This is a genomic window from Exilispira thermophila (assembly GCF_055389015.1).
Genome location: NZ_AP042476.1, coordinates 1393246 through 1411293, shown reverse-complemented (window position 1 = coordinate 1411293; position 18048 = coordinate 1393246). Strand labels below are relative to the sequence as shown.

13 protein-coding genes are annotated in these 18048 nt (G+C 23.3%); 4 read left to right on the top strand and 9 right to left on the bottom strand.

Features of this window, described 5'->3' with window-relative positions; translation table 11 throughout:
* Positions 1–170: 170 nt before the first annotated feature.
* The 9 genes from ACZ5EC_RS05995 to ACZ5EC_RS05955 all read right to left on the bottom strand — a co-directional run bounded on the left by ACZ5EC_RS05995 (position 171) and on the right by ACZ5EC_RS05955 (position 10448).
* The gene (locus ACZ5EC_RS05995; RefSeq protein ID WP_464304046.1) at positions 171–704 is read right to left on the bottom strand and encodes a chitobiase/beta-hexosaminidase C-terminal domain-containing protein; all 534 of its coding nucleotides are present in this window, start codon (positions 702–704) and stop codon (positions 171–173) included.
* Between the two features lie 192 nt (positions 705–896).
* Positions 897–1973 (bottom strand): DUF58 domain-containing protein, encoded by a 1077-nt coding sequence (locus tag ACZ5EC_RS05990; RefSeq protein ID WP_464304045.1) that lies wholly within the window; start codon positions 1971–1973, stop codon positions 897–899.
* Between the two features lie 71 nt (positions 1974–2044).
* Entirely contained in the window at positions 2045–2977 is a 933-nt protein-coding gene (locus tag ACZ5EC_RS05985) for an AAA family ATPase (RefSeq protein WP_464304044.1), read from the bottom strand.
* Positions 2940–3977: a riboflavin kinase gene (locus tag ACZ5EC_RS05980; RefSeq protein WP_464304043.1), complete on the bottom strand. Its 1038-nt coding sequence runs from the start codon at positions 3975–3977 to the stop codon at positions 2940–2942. Before ACZ5EC_RS05980 ends, ACZ5EC_RS05985 begins: the two co-directional genes overlap by 38 nt.
* Before the next feature lie 217 nt (positions 3978–4194).
* Positions 4195–5184 (bottom strand): tRNA pseudouridine(55) synthase TruB, encoded by a 990-nt coding sequence (truB, locus tag ACZ5EC_RS05975; protein ID WP_464304042.1) that lies wholly within the window; start codon positions 5182–5184, stop codon positions 4195–4197.
* Positions 5174–5530, bottom strand: coding sequence for a 30S ribosome-binding factor RbfA (gene rbfA, locus ACZ5EC_RS05970; RefSeq protein WP_464304041.1), 357 nt, complete (start codon positions 5528–5530; stop codon positions 5174–5176). The genes truB and rbfA overlap by 11 nt, the downstream gene beginning before the upstream one ends.
* Complete coding sequence (gene infB, locus ACZ5EC_RS05965) at positions 5527–8181, bottom strand: translation initiation factor IF-2 (RefSeq protein ID WP_464304040.1); 2655 nt, start codon at positions 8179–8181, stop codon at positions 5527–5529. The genes rbfA and infB overlap by 4 nt, the downstream gene beginning before the upstream one ends.
* A 210-nt stretch (positions 8182–8391) precedes the next feature.
* The gene (locus ACZ5EC_RS05960; RefSeq protein ID WP_464304039.1) at positions 8392–9915 is read right to left on the bottom strand and encodes a NusA N-terminal domain-containing protein; all 1524 of its coding nucleotides are present in this window, start codon (positions 9913–9915) and stop codon (positions 8392–8394) included.
* Positions 9916–10037: 122 nt separating this feature from the next.
* A complete protein-coding gene (locus tag ACZ5EC_RS05955; protein WP_464304038.1) occupies positions 10038–10448 on the bottom strand; it encodes a hypothetical protein in 411 nt (136 codons plus the stop codon).
* A 512-nt stretch (positions 10449–10960) separates the two neighbouring features.
* Here ACZ5EC_RS05955 and ACZ5EC_RS05950 point away from each other — a divergent pair.
* From ACZ5EC_RS05950 to ACZ5EC_RS05935, 4 genes are all read left to right on the top strand, one after another.
* On the top strand, positions 10961–11908 hold the full coding sequence (locus ACZ5EC_RS05950) for a YihY/virulence factor BrkB family protein (protein WP_464304037.1): 948 nt from the start codon (positions 10961–10963) through the stop codon (positions 11906–11908).
* 651 nt (positions 11909–12559) lie between these two features.
* Positions 12560–14365, top strand: coding sequence for an ABC transporter ATP-binding protein (locus ACZ5EC_RS05945; protein ID WP_464304036.1), 1806 nt, complete (start codon positions 12560–12562; stop codon positions 14363–14365).
* A 12-nt stretch (positions 14366–14377) separates the two neighbouring features.
* Entirely contained in the window at positions 14378–16714 is a 2337-nt protein-coding gene (locus tag ACZ5EC_RS05940; protein ID WP_464304035.1) for an ABC transporter ATP-binding protein, read from the top strand.
* A gap of 178 nt (positions 16715–16892) precedes the next feature.
* The gene (locus ACZ5EC_RS05935; RefSeq protein ID WP_464304034.1) at positions 16893–17792 is read left to right on the top strand and encodes a PHP domain-containing protein; all 900 of its coding nucleotides are present in this window, start codon (positions 16893–16895) and stop codon (positions 17790–17792) included.
* The last annotated feature ends 256 nt before the right edge of the window (positions 17793–18048 follow it).

The window sequence follows — 18048 nt, the reverse complement described above, 5'->3', positions numbered from 1 at the left end:
ATTTTATGAATTTTTTATAAATTATTTAATATTAAATGCAAGCATTTTTTTTAAAATAATTATTTAAAAAAATGCCTCCTGATCATAAAAATCAGAAGGCAAAATATTTATTTTACTAACTATATCTTTTTAAATTCCAAAAAATAATTATTCCTGTTTATATAACTCTATCAATCTGTTAGATTAACATTTCCTGTATTTTTGTTATCTTTTTGAAACTTTGGCCATGGACTATTAGCTAATCCCATACTTGTAGATTTTATTGCATATAGGTATTTCCAATCTGATCCAATATATATAGTTCCATCATTTCCTATTGCTGGAGAGGAAGAATATATCCAATAATCAGTTTTAAACTTCCATTTTACTCTATTTATATTAAAATCTGCACTTATTATACTTGAAGATATTCCATCTTTATAAGCTATTGCTTTTATTATTGTTGAATTTGTAATGGTAATTGGAGCAGTATAAACTGTTCCGTTTGAAGTAGTTGGATCACTTCCATCAGTTGTATAATAGATAGTTGCTCCAGTTGTTTTACAACTTAATGATACATCAGCACTATTTGCAAATGTTCCTCCTGCAGGATTAAGTACAGGAGAAGCTACACTTTGAGTTTGATTGGATAAAGAACATCCATATAAGGTTAACAATAAAAGTAAAATAAAAATAATAAAGTTGAAATATTTTATTTTTGCCATTAAGTTCCCCCTTATTTAATTTTTAAACATATCCATTTTTATAACTTTAGATGATTTTATTGAAAAGATAAGCAATTATAGTATAAATTTTTAAAAAAATTAGAATTAATGAAAAAAATATGATAAATAAAATATATAAAGGGGATTAATATATAATTATATTATAATTCTATTAGTATTTATATAATATTATTAACATTGCAATTTTTTCTTATACTTTTTTGAATAACTTTTTTCTAACTTATAAAAATCAGAGGAAAAGTATCTTTTAATTGATTTAGAAGGTATTTTTTTTAGATGTTTAATTGATTCTAGTGTGCCTTTTGTAAAAAAATCGGTACATGATAAAAAAACATAATTATTAGAGTTAAATTCATTTTTTTCAAAACTTGAAAAAAATAAAATATCAAATCTCTCTTTTTTTATAATATTTTTATCAAAATTAGATTCTAATAAATCATATATTTGTTTTTCAATCATATAAATATATTTGTTTTCAATATTTTTATCAAAAACAACAATATCAAAACCTGAGTTAAATAATTTTATAATATATAAAAAAAGTTTTTTTAATAAATGTTCAGTAAGAAAATAGTAATCTAAGTTGTATAGACCATCAAGAGCTATTTTGATTTTTTTTTGTGATGATTTTTCAAACCAATCTTCTCTAATTTTTAGTTCATCAGAAAGAGCATAAGCTTTCCAGAATATTTTTCTTGGATCATCGCCAGCTAAATAATCTCTTAAAATTATTGAATCATCTTTTATCTTTTTTTCTTTTATTTCATCATTTTTGTCATTATTAAAAAAATTAATTTGATAGGTTTTATTTTGAATAAAAAAATTGTAAAATGTTTTTATATTTAATTGTTTTTTTATTGTAAAAAAATTGAAAGGGTCAGAAAATTTTAAATAAAAAGATTTAATATTGTGTTTTCCAGCAAAAAAAGGGGGAGTGTAAAAGTTATTTTTATTACATTTGAAAACAATATTTTGTTTATCTGTAATTAAATTTAAAGTGATATTTGATAGAAAAAAATTTTTAAAAATATTTTTAAAATCAATTTTTGAAGAAAAGATATAACCTGGCACAGAATAAGTTTTTAAAATTTTTTCTCTGTTTTTTATTATAAAAAACATTAATATTAAATAATATATAATTAGAACTGTTGAGAGAATACCAAAAAAACAGGAAACAAATGTTAAAAACATTGATTTTTTAGGTAAAAAGAATAAAAAAGCTAAAATAAAATAAATTATAAAGAACATCTTCCATCTCTTGTTATTTTTTTACTTTTTTGTTTATTACTTTATCAACAATTAATTCAATCATCCTCTTTTTATTTTTTTACTCTCATGTCTAATGCTTTATCAACAATAATATCAATTACTTCTTTATTTTCAGGAATTCTATGTTGAAATACATATTTTGCAACTTCTTTTATATCCATATCAGTTACAAAATCTCTTTTTGAGTGAATTAATGCCCATGCTTTTGAAAAATTTAAAAGGTGCAGTAGTGCTCTTGTTGAGAATCCATAAGAAAGATTATTGTTTTCTCTGGATAATAGTCCAATATTATATATTAATTCAATAAGCTCATCATCAATATAAAGATTTTGTATAAAATCTTTTATCTCAAGAATTTTATTTAAATCAATTACCTGTTCTATTTGCTCTTTTTTAAAATCAAGCAGGTTATTTTTTAATATATATATTTCATCATCTTTATCAGGATACCCCAATGATAAACTAATCATAAAACGGTCAAGAGAGGAAATAGGAAGAGGGAAGGTTCCTGCTTCTTCATAAGGATTTTGTGTTGCTATAACAAAAAAGATAGGTGGAAGACTAAATGTTTTTCCAAAAATTGTTACCTGTTTTTCTCCCATAGCTTCAAGCATTGCTGATTGAACCTTTGGATTTCCTCTGTTAAGCTCATCAGCTAAAATTATTGATGAAAAAATTGGTCCTTTTTTAAATTCAAAATTATTTTTCTCTTTATTAAAAATTTCAATTCCAATAATATCATAAGGTAAAAGGTCAGAAGTAAATTGAATTCTTGAAAAACCAATATCATCTGTTGTAGAAAAAGCTAAAGTTTTAGCTAATGTTGTTTTTCCTAAACCAGGCATATCTTCCAGTAAAACATGGCCTGAAAGAAAAAAAGAGGAAAGAATTAAATCTAATTTAAAATCATCTATTTTTACTCTTTTTAAAATATTTTTTTTTAAATTATTTAATATTTGAATTAATTGTTCGAAATTGTTCATAATCAATCCCTTCATTCGTATTATGATTTTTTATTAAATTTTGATATATGAATTCTTTATCACTGTCAAGCAATAATTTAAGTTCTTTAATGTTTTTCACATATCTGTTTTTTCTAATATAATATAAAAAATAAACTTTTATTTCATTACCATAAATATCTTTATCAAAATCAAATATATGTGTTTCAACATGTCCATCATGTCCAACAAAAGTCATTGAAAAGTACTGCTTTTTTTGTACTGAAATTTCATCTATTTCTAATAAATGTTTTTTATTTTTAATTTCTACAAGTTCTTCTTTTAATAGTTCTTCTTTGATTTCAGTAATTGTGAAATAAACTCCATCCAATGGTTTGATTTGATCAAAGACATAGATATTTGCAGTAGGGTAGTTGATTTTTCTACCTAATGTTTTCCCTCTTTCAACAATCCCTTTAATATAAAACGGTTCATTTAAATATTTGTTTATTGAAAGGTCACCTTTTTTAATTCTTTTCCTAATATAGGAAGAAGAAATAGATATTCCATCTTTTTTTTGAATTGGGATTGAATGAAAAATTAAATTTTTAGATATTAAAATTTTAGAAAGATATTCTGTAGAGCCTTCACGATTTTTACCAAATCTAAAATTTTCTCCCACAATTAAACCTTTAAAATAAGTAGATTCTAAAAGTTTATTGAGAAAAGAATCTTTATCCATATTTCTAATTTTATCATTAAAATCAAGTAAAATTAAATATTTAAAACCTTTTTTTTCAAAAAAAGATACTTTATCTTTTAAAGGGATAATGTTGATGTTGCATTCTTTTTTTTTGATAAAATGTAGAGGCTTATTTCTAAAAGTTATTGCAACTTTGATAAATCCTGTGTTTTCTGATATCCTATCCATTTTGTTTAATATAGTTAAGTGCCCTATATGAAAACCATCATAGTTACCAATAGTCAGGATAAAATTATTTTCTATTTTTTTTATAGCATCTAAATCATTAAAAATCTTCATTAACAAATCCGATAAAATTCTAATTTTTTAACCATTTTTTATTTTAATATTTTTATTTGGTTATGACTTTTTATATAATTTAAATATAAATAAATGTATATTCTTTTATTAAATTAAAAAAGAAAAAAAATATAATTTGTGTTTATTCTTTCTTAAAGATAATATAAATATAATTAATATAAATAGAAAACTTTAAAATTTATAAATTTTTAAAAGTTTATAATTTAATTATTTCTGGATAATTAAAAGAATAATTAACTTTATCATCTTCAAATTCTAAAATTGTTGTTATAAGTTTATCTTTATTATAAAATCCAATATATTTTGAATTTATATGATTTTGATTTGTTGTTTTATTTAAATTTATACTATCTAAAAGATTATCTATTTGAATTTTTTTCCCATTAATAAAGATTGTTTTTAATTTTTCAGGAATTTTAAAAAAAGGAAAATATTGTTTAAAAATCTCATAAGTGGGATAAATAAGATAATCTTCTAAGTTTTCTTTATTTAAAATAATATTTTTATTAAAATAACTATTATCATTTAAATTATTTTTAATATTAAATTTTAATGTATTCTGAATTTTAAATGGTCCTATTGAAAATCTCACAAGTTCACCTGTATAAGCATATGTGTTTAAAGTTTCTGCAATATCTTCAAAAAGAGACCTTATATATGTACCTGACGAACAAACTATTTTAAAAATACCAACACCGGTATTTTTGTTATAAAGCAACATATTTAGGTCAAAAATTGTTATTTTTCTTGGCTTTAATTCAATATCTATGTTATCTCTAGAATATTGATATGCTCTTTTACCATTTATTTTTACAGCTGAAAATTTATGTGGTTTTTGTAAAATTTCACCTTTAAATTTATTTAAAGATAATAAAATTTGATCTTTATCAGGAATTATTGATTCTTTTACTATTTTTCCATAGCTATCACCTGTTTCAGATTTTTTTCCAAATATCACTTTTGCAAAATAAGTTTTTTCAAATAGGTTAAAAAATTTTGCAAGTTTAGTTGCTTTACCACCCAATAGAATTAAAATACCTGTTGCAAAAGGATCAAGTGTTCCAGTATGGCCTAAATGGAACCTTTTATTGAAATTATATGTTTTTTTTACTAGATTTAATGCTTTAAAACTTGATATAGATTTGGGTTTATTTATTGGTAAGATAAAGAAATTTTCATTTTTCATTTTTTATCTTATTAAGAAGATCAAGGACATCCTTTCCTTTATTATAACCTTTGTCAATGAAAAATCTAACAGAAGGGCAATATTTTATATTAATTTCCTCAGCAATTCTTTTTCTTAAAAACCCGGATATTTTTTCAAAATGTTTAAAATAATCTTTTTCAGTTTTATTTTCAACAGAATTAGTAATATGAAAATATATTTTTGCTATTGATAAATCTTTTGTAAGTTCAACCTTTGTAATTATAATATTATCTTTTAATAATGAATCTCTAATTTCAAAGGAGAAAATTTTTAGTAATAACCTATATATTGCTTTTGCAATTCTTTTATCTCTATCAGGGATCATTTATCTTTTTCCCCTTTTTCCTTTTCCTCTTTTTTCTGTGCAGCAACTAATTCTTCAAAAGTTTGTTTTTCTTCAATTTTCTTATATGTTTCAATTACATCTTTTTCTTTTATATCCTGAAATTTTGCAATTCCTATACCACATTCAAAACCCTGTTTAACCTCTTTTACTGGATCTTTGAATCTATACAAGGAAGCGATTTTACTATCAAATATTAGTTTACTATCTCTATAAATCCTGCATAAACTATCTCTGGTGATGATACCTTTAGTAACATAGCATCCTGCAATAGTTCCAATACCACTTACTTTAAATACCTGTCTAACTTCAGCTTCACCTGTTATCTCTTCTCTTATATTTGGTGCAGCAAGACCTGAAATCGCTTTTTTGACATCTTCAATAATATCATAAATTACATTGTATCTTCTAATTTCCACCCCTTCTTTTTCCGCTAAAGATACAGCTTTTGATGTAGGTTTTGTATTGAATCCAATAATAATCCCTTTTGATGCTGAAGCAAATATTACATCATTTTCAGTAATGGCTCCAACAGAGTAATGGATAACCTTTACTTTAATATTTTTTAAGGAAAGTTTTTCAAGTGATGCTTTTAAAGCTTCAGCCATACCCTGAACATCTGTTTTTATGATTATTTTTAATTCTTCAATTGAACCTTCTTCAATTTTCTTGAATATATTATCAAGAGAGACAGAAGCTTCTTTTTGTTTTTCGATAGTTTCAACTTCTTTTCGTTTTTTAGCAATATTTTTTGCAAGTTTTTCATCATCAACAACATTAAATGGATCTCCAGCTTCAGGTAATCCTTCAAAACCAACAATTTCAACAGGAGTACCAGGGAAAACTTCTTTTAATTGTTCCCCTTTTTCATTTAACATTATTCTTATTCTTCCATATTCAGATCCAGCAATAAAATGTTGTCTTATTTTTGCTATTCCATTTTTGATTAAAACAGTGGCAACTATACCTCTACCTTTATCAATTTTAGATTCTAAAACAATTCCTTCTGCCCATTTTTTAGGATTAAAATCTGCTTTTAAGTCAAGGTCATCAGCAAGTAAAAGAATAGCTTCTAAAAGTTCATCAACTCCTGTTCCTTTTAGTGCCGAAATATTTACAAATATATTATCACCACCCCATTCCTGAGGTAAAATTTCATATTCAGCTAATTCTGATTTTACTCTTTCAGGATTAGCATTGTTTTTGTCAATTTTATTAACAGCAACTATAATAGGAACTTTTGCTTCTTTTGCATGGTTAATTGCTTCAATAGTTTGAGGCATTACACCATCATCTGCAGCAACAACCAAAATTACTATATCGGTAACTTTTGCTCCCCTTGCTCTCATATTTGTAAAAGCTTCATGTCCTGGAGTGTCAATAAAAACAATATCTTCACCTTTAACTTTTATTTTATAAGCACCTATTTTTTGAGTAATTCCACCAGCTTCACCTTTAGCTACTTTAGTTTTTCTAATAAAATCGAGTAGGGTTGTTTTCCCATGATCAACATGACCCATTACAGTAACAATTGGGGCTCTATTTTTTAATATAGGTTTAATGTTTTCCTGTTTTGGAATCTCTATATCATCATAAATTGATATTTTTTTAACTTCACAATTAAATTCTGAAGCAATAATTTCAGCAGTTTCAGCATCAATTTTTTGATTTATTGTTACCATCATTCCCATATCAAAAAGTTTTTTGATTATAACATTTGCTTTTATATTCATTTTTTTGGCTAAATCCTGGATTGAAATAAAGTCAGGAACTTCAATTTGTTCAGGAATTGCAAATGTGGTTTCTTTCTTTTTCTTTTTTGTTGCAGCTTCTAATTTATAATTATAATCTTCTCTTTCTTTAAATTTATCTTTAATATCTGTTTCTTTTTTCTTTCGTTTGTGTTCATAGGAAGTAGCAGTTTTAGCAGGAGTTTCAACATGTGTATCATTCTTTTTGAAAAATTTCTTATTACCCAATTTCTGAACATGAGCATCTCTATCATGATATTTATCACCATGTGAAGTTGATTTTTTCTTTATATATATTTTTTTACCTTTTTTTCTATTTTCAGAAGTGTCTCTTTGTTTTGAAACATATTGTTTTGGTTTATATGTATAAGTTTTTGTTCTTCTTTCTTGAGTAGTTTTATTATGTTCTTTAGGTTCATATTTTTTAGGAATATATCTTCCTGAATGTTTTATTTCTTTAGATTCACTTGCTACTTTTGTTTTTGTTTCAACTGTTGGTTCCTCTTCTTTTATAGTTGATTCTTTCGTTTTTGTTTTAGTATCAGTAATTTTTATATTTTCCTGTGGTTGATTAATTGTTTCTTTTTTAGACTCTTTTGTAGTTTCATCAACTTGTATTTTATTTTCAGTTGATTCAATTTTTTCTTTAACAGGTTTTACTTTTTTAGTTGTAACTTTTTTTGTAACTTTTTTTACAACTTTCTTTTTAAGTATTATTTTCTTAACAGGTTTTTTTGCAGTAGATACAGCTGCATCAATTTTTTCTTGAACTTCAACATTTAATCTGTCTTCAGGATTGAGTTTAAATTTTTTTAATAATTCCTGAATTTGTTCATGAGTTAAATCTTTACTTTTTAAATAAGTAATTATCTTCTTGTTCATATGTTCCTTTCAAAACTTCCTTTTATTCAATCAATTAATGATTAACATAATATAAACTAAAATCAATAATTAATAACAAAATCATTACAAAATATATTAAATAAAATAAAAATTATTTTTATTTATTTCTTATATAAGTATTATTTTATATAAATCTTATATAAGTTTTATTCACATTAAATCAAAAATATATAATAATAGAACAATTTTCTATTCATCAAATTTATATCCACAGTAAGGGCATACTTCAGAATCAGCATCAATTTCCTTATTACAATTTGGACATATAATAACTTCATGTTCCTGGATTTCTTCTTCTTCTTCTATTTCAATGTTTTCTTCTATAAATTTTTGTATTGACATGAATTCCTCAGTAGTAATGTTTGGCAATGTATTTAATCTTCCCTGAGAATGATAATCAATTAATTTATCAATTGTATCTATCCCTGCATTTTGTAATTTTAATACAATATCTCTTCCAAGAAATTCTTCAAGTTCAAAAATTGAAGTTTCTTCATCAACTTCTTCATATTCTTCAGTTTCTTCTTCAGTATTATTTTGAAAAATAGTATCAAACATCTTACTTTGTAATTTTGAATATTCTGAAGCAGCAAATTCTTCTTCTGTTCTAATATCTATTTTCCATCCAGTAAGTTCCACAGCAAGTCTTACATTAATCCCTTCTTTTCCAATAACATTTTTTTGATCTTCTCTGGTTTTAACAACTACAACTGCGATCTTTTTATCTTCACTTAAAGTATAAATTTTCCCATTACTTAATTTAGGAAGATTTAATACATTTGCAATTAAAGTTTCTGGATGGTCACTCCACTGAATGACTTCTATAACTTCCATCCCTATTTCTTTTCTGATATTTTGAATTCTAAATCCTTTTACTCCCAGACATGCTCCAACAGGTTCAACATCTTCTTTTTCAGAGATAACTGCTACTTTAGTTTTATAACCTACATGTCTTGCTATTTTTACTATTTTAACTATTCCTTTTGCAACTTCAGGGATCTCTTTTTCAAATAATCTTTGTATAAAAAGAGGTGAAGTTCTTGAAAGTTCAATATAAAGCTTTGAACTATTTTCTTCATTTCTTCTTGTAACTTTAACAATTTTGGATAAAAGCATTAATCTCCTTTCTCCTACTTTTATATTATCAATAGGAGATTGTTGTGAAGGAGGTAAAACACCTTCAATATTCGAATTTTCAATTGCAACATATACATTTCTATTTAAAATTCTCTGTATTTTTCCATAAATAAGTTGACCTTCTTTTGTTTTAAGCTGGTCATAAATTTTTGAAACTGTAAAAGTTTTAATTTCTTTATCAAATTCCTGCCTGATAGTTCTAATAGTATTTCTACTAAAATTATCAAAATCTAATTCTATTTCTATTTCATCCCCATAATCAGCATCTTTTTTGTAATGAGATGCTTCCTTTTTACTAATTTCTTTTAAAAGTTTTGAAGGTCTTTTAGTTACAACTTTTTTAATAAATACTTTTATATGTCCTTTTCTATCTATTTCAAGTCTTGCATCAACTTCATCAATTTTGTCTTCTTTTTTTAAATCTTTTATATTTCCTTGTTTTGTTGTGTTTTTATTATTATATAAAAGAGTTCTATATCCAATTAAAATAGATTTTAATAAAAGATTTTTCACATCTTCAACAGAAATATTTTTTTCTTCAGAAATTATTTGTAAAGTATCTTTTATTTTTGACACAGTTTCCTCCATTAGTTTTTATAGTATAATTATTATTCTGATAAATAAATTCTACTATTATAATATTTCTCTTATTTTATTTCTTATTTTTATTTTTTTTATATTTACAATATTTGTTTTTTTTAAAAAGTTGTTTTTAATTTTTTTATATTTTCTTTTAAGATTGTTATTTCATTTTTTAAAGTTTTTATTGTAACTTTTTCAGCATCTATTGATTTTAAAATTCCTTCTTCTGTTTTTGTTTTTCCATCTTTTACAAATGTAATTTTTACTTTTTCGCCAATAAAAATATCTGAAGTTTTAGAATTTACATCAATTTTCCATCCAATCCCAGTTGATTGAACTTGAAGATAATATTCATCCCCAATAATAGGACGAACTACTTTTGATATCTTTTCACAATCGTCTAAAGTTGCTCCTTTTTTTTTACCAATTGTTAAAATAATTTTTTTTGCTGGTAAAATGTCCAATTTAAGGAGCAAAATATTATCAAAAGGGAAAATATTTTTAATCTTTTCTTCAATTGTTACCACTACTACCTCTATTCAAAAATTATATATAAGGGCAATATAAATTAAATAATAATTTTATATTAACAATTAATATTAAGTTATAAATTAATATTGGTAAAAAAATAATTTAATAATAAGTTTAAAGCCGAATAATAGTAAAAAAATAATTTAAAAATAAAACATAATTTTGAGTTTTAAATTAATAAATTAAATTACAAAATCCCCATATATAAAAAAATGAGACGAAACATCGTCTCTCAACCAAATTTAATTTTTTTTATTTAAATGTCAAGGTTTTTATAACATTTATATAAAGTTTTTATTTCTATTTACAAATTTATTCTTAATATTAAATTTATTTCATATTACAAAATATTAAAAACATGATAAAAATAAAAATGTGTAAAAGATAAAAAATGTTGTTTAAAACAAATAAATACAAAAATATATATTAAAAATGATAAAGTTTATTAAAAGTAAGTTAAGTTAAAATATCATATAAAAATAAATTAGGATTATATAGGTTTTAGTTTATGAAAAAATTTGTACAAATTATTTTAATATTTTTGAAAAAAGTTGAAAAATTTTTGATTAAAACAGAAGATATTTATATATTAAAAAATATAAAATTCTTTTTTCATTTACTTGTAAAAACTTTTGTAAAGTGGAATAGAGATAAAGTTCCAAGACTTGGAGCAGCTTTAGCTTTTTATTCAATATTATCATTAGCTCCGATGACAGTTGTTGTATTAATTATAATTAGTAATATTCTTGGTAATACAGAAATTAAGTTGCAATTTTTATTTGAAGTAAAAAATGTTTTAGGTATACAAATTGCAGATTTTATTAAAAATTTAATAGAAAATGCAAGTCATTCTGAAGCAAAAATAACAGCTACTACTTTAAGTATTTTTACTATTTTATTTACCTCTTCAATGGGTATTAATTATCTTAAAAATGCTTTAAACACAATCTGGGAAGTAAAAGTTCCACCTAAAAGAGCTATCTGGCATGGTTTTAGAATAAGAATGGTTTCTATTTTGATAGTAATAGTTTTTTCTTTTATAATTACTCTCTATTTTTTTAGTTATCCAATTCTTTTGACTATTAAAGATAATTTTGGTAATAACTTTTCTTTTATTAATGAATATAATAGATATTTTAATGGTTTTTATAATTTTTTGCTGATTTCAATAATGTTTACTCTGGCTTTTAAATTTTTACCTGATAGAAAAACAAAATGGAGATTTTCTTTTATAGGAGGTATTTTTACAGGTTTTTTATTTATTTTTGGTAATAGTTTAATTAAATTATATCTTTCTAAGAATGTTATTGCAAATATTTATGGTGCAGCAGGAACCTTAGTTATAATGTTATTATGGGTTTATTATATAGCACAAATTACATTTTTTGGAGCAGAATTCACATATATATTTCATAAAGAAAAAGGGTATTACGATAAAGAAAAAATAATTAGTTAATCAAGAAGTAATGTTTTTGTAGATAAGATATAAAAAAAATGTATTCTGTTATTTAATTATTAATAATTATTAATAAAAAATAATATTTAATAAGTTGATTTAAATTGATTACAATGATATAAAAGAATAGAAGTGAGTAAAAATTTACTTGACAAAATCTATTTAATAGTTAGGTTTTCTTAACTAATTTATGGAATTATTTTAATATTAATTTTAGAATTTTTATCGTATTGTTGTTATATTGTTATTTTTTATTCTTTTATTATTTTTTTTTATATTAATAGTATTTTTAGTATAATTTTAATATGAATTTATTATTATCTTAACATTATTTTAGTACAGTTTTATTATAGTTTTGTTTTTGTGTCATTTTGTTATTATTTTAGGATTGTTTTAATATTGTTTTTTATTGTTTTAGCAATGTTTTAGTATTGCTTTTACATTTTTAGTGTTATAATTTATATTTGATTTATATGTTATATATATTTATGTTTATAATTTTTTCTATATATATTATATGTGGGTAATGTTAACAATAATGTGTAGATTAGTTATAATATTATTTTTATAAGTAATACTAAAATTCAGAAGTAATAATTAAAAATAAAGCTTTATATATTAATAATTTAATTTTAGGAGAAATAATAACCTATGAATTTTAAAGGTACAAAAAACAATTCAAAAAATGATAAAATATCTACAAAAAAAGCTTTTAAATTTTTACTTACATATGTAAAAAAACACTTTATTTATTATATTCTAGGAATTCTTGTTCTTGTTTTTGTAGATCTTGCTCAATTGCTTATTCCACGTTTAATTCAAAAAGTTATAGATTTACTAGGCCTTCAAAATTTTGACCAGAGTATAATTTTAAAAAATAGTTTGTATATTTTAGCTCTTGCTGTTGGTATGGCTATTTTAAGATTTTTCTGGCGATTGTTTATCATAGGTTCTGCTAGAAAAATTGAAATGGAAGTTAGAGATGATATGTTTGTGCATTTACAAAAGCTATCTTTTTCTTTTTACAATAGGACAAAAACAGGTGATTTAATGGCTTTAATGATAAATGACTTGAAAGCAGTAAGAAGAGCTACTGGACCATCATTTATTATGCTTACAGATGCTCTATTTATGGGTACGATGGCTTTGATTTTTATGTTATCAATCAATGTAAAATTAACCCTTTATGTTATTTTACCTTTACCATTGATTATTTTAATAATGTTTAAATTTGGCTCATTGCTTCAAAGTAGATTTAGAAAAGTACAGGAATCATTTGCATCAATTTCCTCTTCTGCACAGGAAACATTTTCAGGAATAAGGGTGGTAAAAGGCTTTAACCAGGAAAAAGCTGAAAGTGAGCATTTTTATAAAAAATGTGATACTTATGTTTATAAAAACATAGATTTAATTAAGGTATGGGGCCTTTTATTTCCTCTAATTAATTTTTTAGCATCGATTTCTATCTCTTTGCTTTATCTTATTGGTGGAAAATTTGTCATTTTAAAGACTATTTCTCTTGGTGAATTTGTATCTTTTTCTTTTTATATTGGTCTTATAATATGGCCTATGATGGCAATAGGATGGGTATTCAATATTTTTCAAAGAGGTATTGCCTCAACAAAAAGGATAATGAATGTAATGGAAGAAAAACCTGAAATTTTTGATAAATCAGATGTAAATAAAAATATAAAGAAAATAGAAGGAGAAATTGTTTTTAATAATCTTACTTTTAAATATGATAAAAAATCAAGGGAAGTGTTGAAGGGGATTAATTTAAAAATAGAAAAAGGGATGAAAATTGGAATTATGGGAAAGCCTGGCTCTGGTAAATCAACACTTGTTTCTTTAATTTTTCATCTTTTTAATATAGATGAAGGGAAATTGTTTATTGATGGTAATGATATAAATAAAGTTCCATTAAAAGTTTTGAGAAAATCAATTGGTTATGTACCACAGGATTCTTTTTTGTTTTCTGATACAATATTAAATAATATTGCATTTGGCCTTGAAGATGATGAGATTGATTTAGAAAAAGTAGCCTATTATGCAAAGATTGCTGATATTTATGATGATATTATGAAATTTCAAGATGGATTTAATACATTACTGGGTGAAAGAGGGGTAAATCTTTCTGGTGGTCAGAAACAAAGAATTGCCATTGCTCGAGCTTTAATTATAAATCCAGATATTTTAATTTTAGATGATGCACTTTCTTCTGTTGATGCTTCAACTGAAAAAGTAATCTTAAGAAATATAAAATCTGAACTTGAAAAAAGAACATCAATTATTATTGCTCACAGAGTATCAACAGTTAAAGATTGTGATTTAATTATTGTTTTGGAAGATGGAAAAATTATTGAACAGGGTAAGCATGATGAATTGTTGGCTTTAGATGGATTTTATGCAAAACTTTTCAATTTGCAAAAATTAGAGGAAAATTTAGTTAATGACTAATATGGAGTGAATATGAATTATTATAAAGAAGATAACACAGATACATCAAAACTATATAATAAAGATGTTACAAAATTATTATTTAAATATATTTTCAGGTACAAAAAATATTTATTAATTGCCATACTTTTTGTTATAATTATAACATCAGTTACTTTAGCTGTACCTTATTTATCAAAAACAGTTATAGATAGGTTTATTATTAAAAAAGGATACATTGTAAATTATGTTAATTTCAAACCTGTAACTAAAGATGATCATTTTCTTGAAAGTAAAATTAAAAAATCTATTAAACTTGATGATAACCATTACTTTTTTATTCAGTCAGAACTAAAATATTTTTCTAAAATCCAGATTAGAAAATATATTAAAAATAATGTTTTCTCTGCTAATAAATTTGTATTAATTGAAACCCCTTTAATAAATGAAAAGTTAAAAAATAAATTGGATCAGTTAAAAAAGAAAAAAGATGCCTATCAGTTTAATAATAATATCTATCTTATTAATGAAGACTCACTAAATCAATTTAAGATTAATGATATTTACAATTTAAGAATAACAGATTTTAAAAATATTGTTTTAATTGTTTTTCTTGTGATATTTTTGCAGGTTATCCAGTTTTTAGCTAGTTATTTTCAAATAATATTTCTTATGAAGTTATCGCAATTTTCAATGAGGGATTTAAGACAGGACCTTTTTGACCATATCGCAAGCCTAGAAACCAAATATTTTGATGAAAACCCTATTGGAAAATTGGTTAGTAGAGTAACAAATGATATTGAGACTTTAAATGAAATGTTTTCTTCTGTATTAATAACTTTATTGCAAGATCTATTAATGATGTCAGGAATTCTGGTTATTATGTTCTTAACAAGTATAAAACTTGCATTAATAGTATCTGCAACAATTCCTTTTATTATTTTATTAACAATTTTATTCAGGCTCAAAGCAAGAGAAGCATACAGGAAAATTAGAACTCAGGTTGCAAGAATAAATGCTTTTTTAAATGAAACAATTACTGGTATTAGAATCATTCAGATATTTGTTCAGGAAATTAAAAATTTGAAAAAATTTAGGGTTATTAATAAAGATCTTTATAAAGCCAATATTCAACAGCTTTATGTATATGCTGTATTTAGACCTTCAATAGGGATATTGAGATGGATTGCAATTGCCTCTTTAATATATTTTGGTGCCAATGGGATCTTATCTCATACTGTTTCTTATGGTATAATTGTTATGTTTATTAGTTATATTGGTAGATTTTTTGAACCTGTTCAAGATCTTTCAGAAAAATTTGATATAATGCAAAGTGCAACTGCAGCTGGAGAAAAAATATTATTTGTATTCAATTCAAAATATTATAAAGAAAGTGAAGAAAATAAAAAAATTGAAGAATTTTTAAAAAAATATCTAAAAGAAGAAGAGGATATAGAAACAAATGAAAAAGATGCTAAACAAGATAAAGTTGAACAATATAAAATTGGACAAGATAATAAAATTGAACAAGATAAAATTGAACAAAATAAAAAGGTAATAAAATCAAATAAAGATAATATTTATAAATATAAAACAATAAACTATATAAACAAAAATGGATATGATGATAATTATTTTAGATTTAAAGGGGATATTGTTTTTGATAAAGTGTGGTTTGCTTATAAACCCGATCAATGGATATTAAAAGACCTTAGTTTTCATATAAAACCTGAAGAGACTCTGGCAATTGTTGGTGAAACAGGTGCAGGGAAATCTACAATTATTAATATACTTTCAAAATTTTATAGAATTCAAAAAGGGCATATTTATATTGATGGTATTGACATAAATGATATTCCAATCCCTGTTTTAAGAAGAAATATATCTATTGTTATGCAGGATGTTTTCCTTTTTTCAAAAACTGTAAAAGAGAATATAATTTTAAATTCAAAATTTGATAAGGAAAAGTTTGATTTTGTAGTTAAATTAACACATATGGATAAATTTATACAGCGTCTTCCTGATAAGGAAAATGAGATGGTTATGGAAAGGGGAGTAACTTTTTCAGCAGGAGAAAGACAACTTCTCTCTTTTGCAAGAAGTCTTTATTTTGATCCTTCAATACTTGTTTTAGATGAAGCTACTTCAAATATAGATACTGAAACTGAAAAATTGATTCAGGATGCAATTTCTCATTTAATTAAAGGAAGAACTTCTATAATTGTTGCACATAGATTATCAACAATTAAAAATGCAAATAATATACTGGTAATAGATAAAGGGATTGCAGTTGAATCAGGAGATCATAATAGCTTAATTGCTAAAAAAGGGATATATTATCAGCTTTATAAATTACAATTTTCTTCATAAATTTAGATTGAAAAGATATTATTAATAGAAATAAATTAATAGGATAAAATCATATATAGATAATTATATATGATAATTGATGACTAGATAATTGACAACATTTTAGAAAAATTAAAAAAAACTTTAGATGAAATGAATAGATGGCTAGATATGATAAAAGATTAAAGTTTAAATAACAATGAATAAACATAATGTAGTTGATTTGCATATTCATACAAATTATTCTGATGGAGAACATACTCTAAAAGAAGTTCTTGATTTTATAAATGAAAAAGGAATTAAATATTTTTCAATCACAGATCATGATAGATTACAAAAATCTGAAAGTTTAACAGCAATAAATAATTTTTGTAAAAAGGAAAATATTAAATTTATTGAAGGAGTTGAAGTATCATCAATAATGAATTTTAAAGGGATTAAAAAAAGTGTTCACATACTGGGATATGGAATAATTAATAAAAAAGAGTTAAATGAGTATCTTAAAAATGCTTTAAGAATTAGGGCAAAAAGAAATTATAAAATGCTGGATAAGTTTAATAAATTTTTTAAATCAAATGGGTTTGATATTCAAAAAATTATTAAAAAGAATAAAGATTTTCAAAGACTTGATGTATCGGATCTTGCAAGACCACATTTTGCTAAACTTTTAGTTTATGCAGGTATTTGTAAAAATTTTGATTCTGCTTTCAGGGATTATCTAACTGAAGGAAAACCTTTGTTTATTCCTAAAGAAAATATTTCAACATTTGATGTAATTTCAATATTAAATAAAACATGCAAATTTTCAATTGTTGCGCATTTTGGTGAAAGTTTTAGAAATTTTTCTTTTTCTGAAAAAATGGAGATATTAAATATCCTGAAAAACTATAATATTAAAGGGTTTGAAGTTTTTTATTCAAGACATAGTTGTGAAGATGAAAAGTTGTTATTTGATTTTGTTTTAAAAAACAATCTTATTTTTACTGCTGGCTCCGATTTTCATGGAAAGACAATAAGAGATGTTGAAATTGGACAGATTTCAGAAAATTTTACACCTTTTTATCAAAAGCAAATTATTAAAAGGATGTTTAATAGTTGATATTTTTTATGCTTTTATTTTGTTTGCAATGTTAAAAATATTTTTATCTTTTTTAATTTTTAAAAATTTTAATGAAAATTTAAATTGTTTTTAGATTTAAAGTAAAAATATTGCTAATTTTTTTAAATTTATAAAGTCTGTAATAAAATTTCAATTGTTTTTGAATTTAGAGAAAAATATTTTTAAATTTTTATAAATTTATAAAAATATTAATAAAAATTACCTTTTTTTAAAATTTAAAACAAAAATATTGATA

Excerpts from the sequence above, each read along its gene's own strand:
- ACZ5EC_RS05935 (WP_464304034.1), top strand. The coding sequence starts at position 16,893 with ATGAATAAACATAATGTAGTTGATTTGCATATTCATACAAATTATTCT.
- truB (WP_464304042.1), bottom strand. The coding sequence starts at position 5,184 with ATGAAAAATGAAAATTTCTTTATCTTACCAATAAATAAACCCAAATCT.
- ACZ5EC_RS05940 (WP_464304035.1), top strand. The coding sequence starts at position 14,378 with ATGAATTATTATAAAGAAGATAACACAGATACATCAAAACTATATAAT.
- infB (WP_464304040.1), bottom strand. The coding sequence starts at position 8,181 with ATGAACAAGAAGATAATTACTTATTTAAAAAGTAAAGATTTAACTCAT.
- ACZ5EC_RS05950 (WP_464304037.1), top strand. The coding sequence starts at position 10,961 with ATGAAAAAATTTGTACAAATTATTTTAATATTTTTGAAAAAAGTTGAA.
- ACZ5EC_RS05990 (WP_464304045.1), bottom strand. The coding sequence starts at position 1,973 with ATGTTCTTTATAATTTATTTTATTTTAGCTTTTTTATTCTTTTTACCT.
- ACZ5EC_RS05980 (WP_464304043.1), bottom strand. The coding sequence starts at position 3,977 with ATGAAGATTTTTAATGATTTAGATGCTATAAAAAAAATAGAAAATAAT.
- ACZ5EC_RS05995 (WP_464304046.1), bottom strand. The coding sequence starts at position 704 with ATGGCAAAAATAAAATATTTCAACTTTATTATTTTTATTTTACTTTTA.
- rbfA (WP_464304041.1), bottom strand. The coding sequence starts at position 5,530 with ATGATCCCTGATAGAGATAAAAGAATTGCAAAAGCAATATATAGGTTA.
- ACZ5EC_RS05945 (WP_464304036.1), top strand. The coding sequence starts at position 12,560 with ATGAATTTTAAAGGTACAAAAAACAATTCAAAAAATGATAAAATATCT.
- ACZ5EC_RS05985 (WP_464304044.1), bottom strand. The coding sequence starts at position 2,977 with ATGAACAATTTCGAACAATTAATTCAAATATTAAATAATTTAAAAAAA.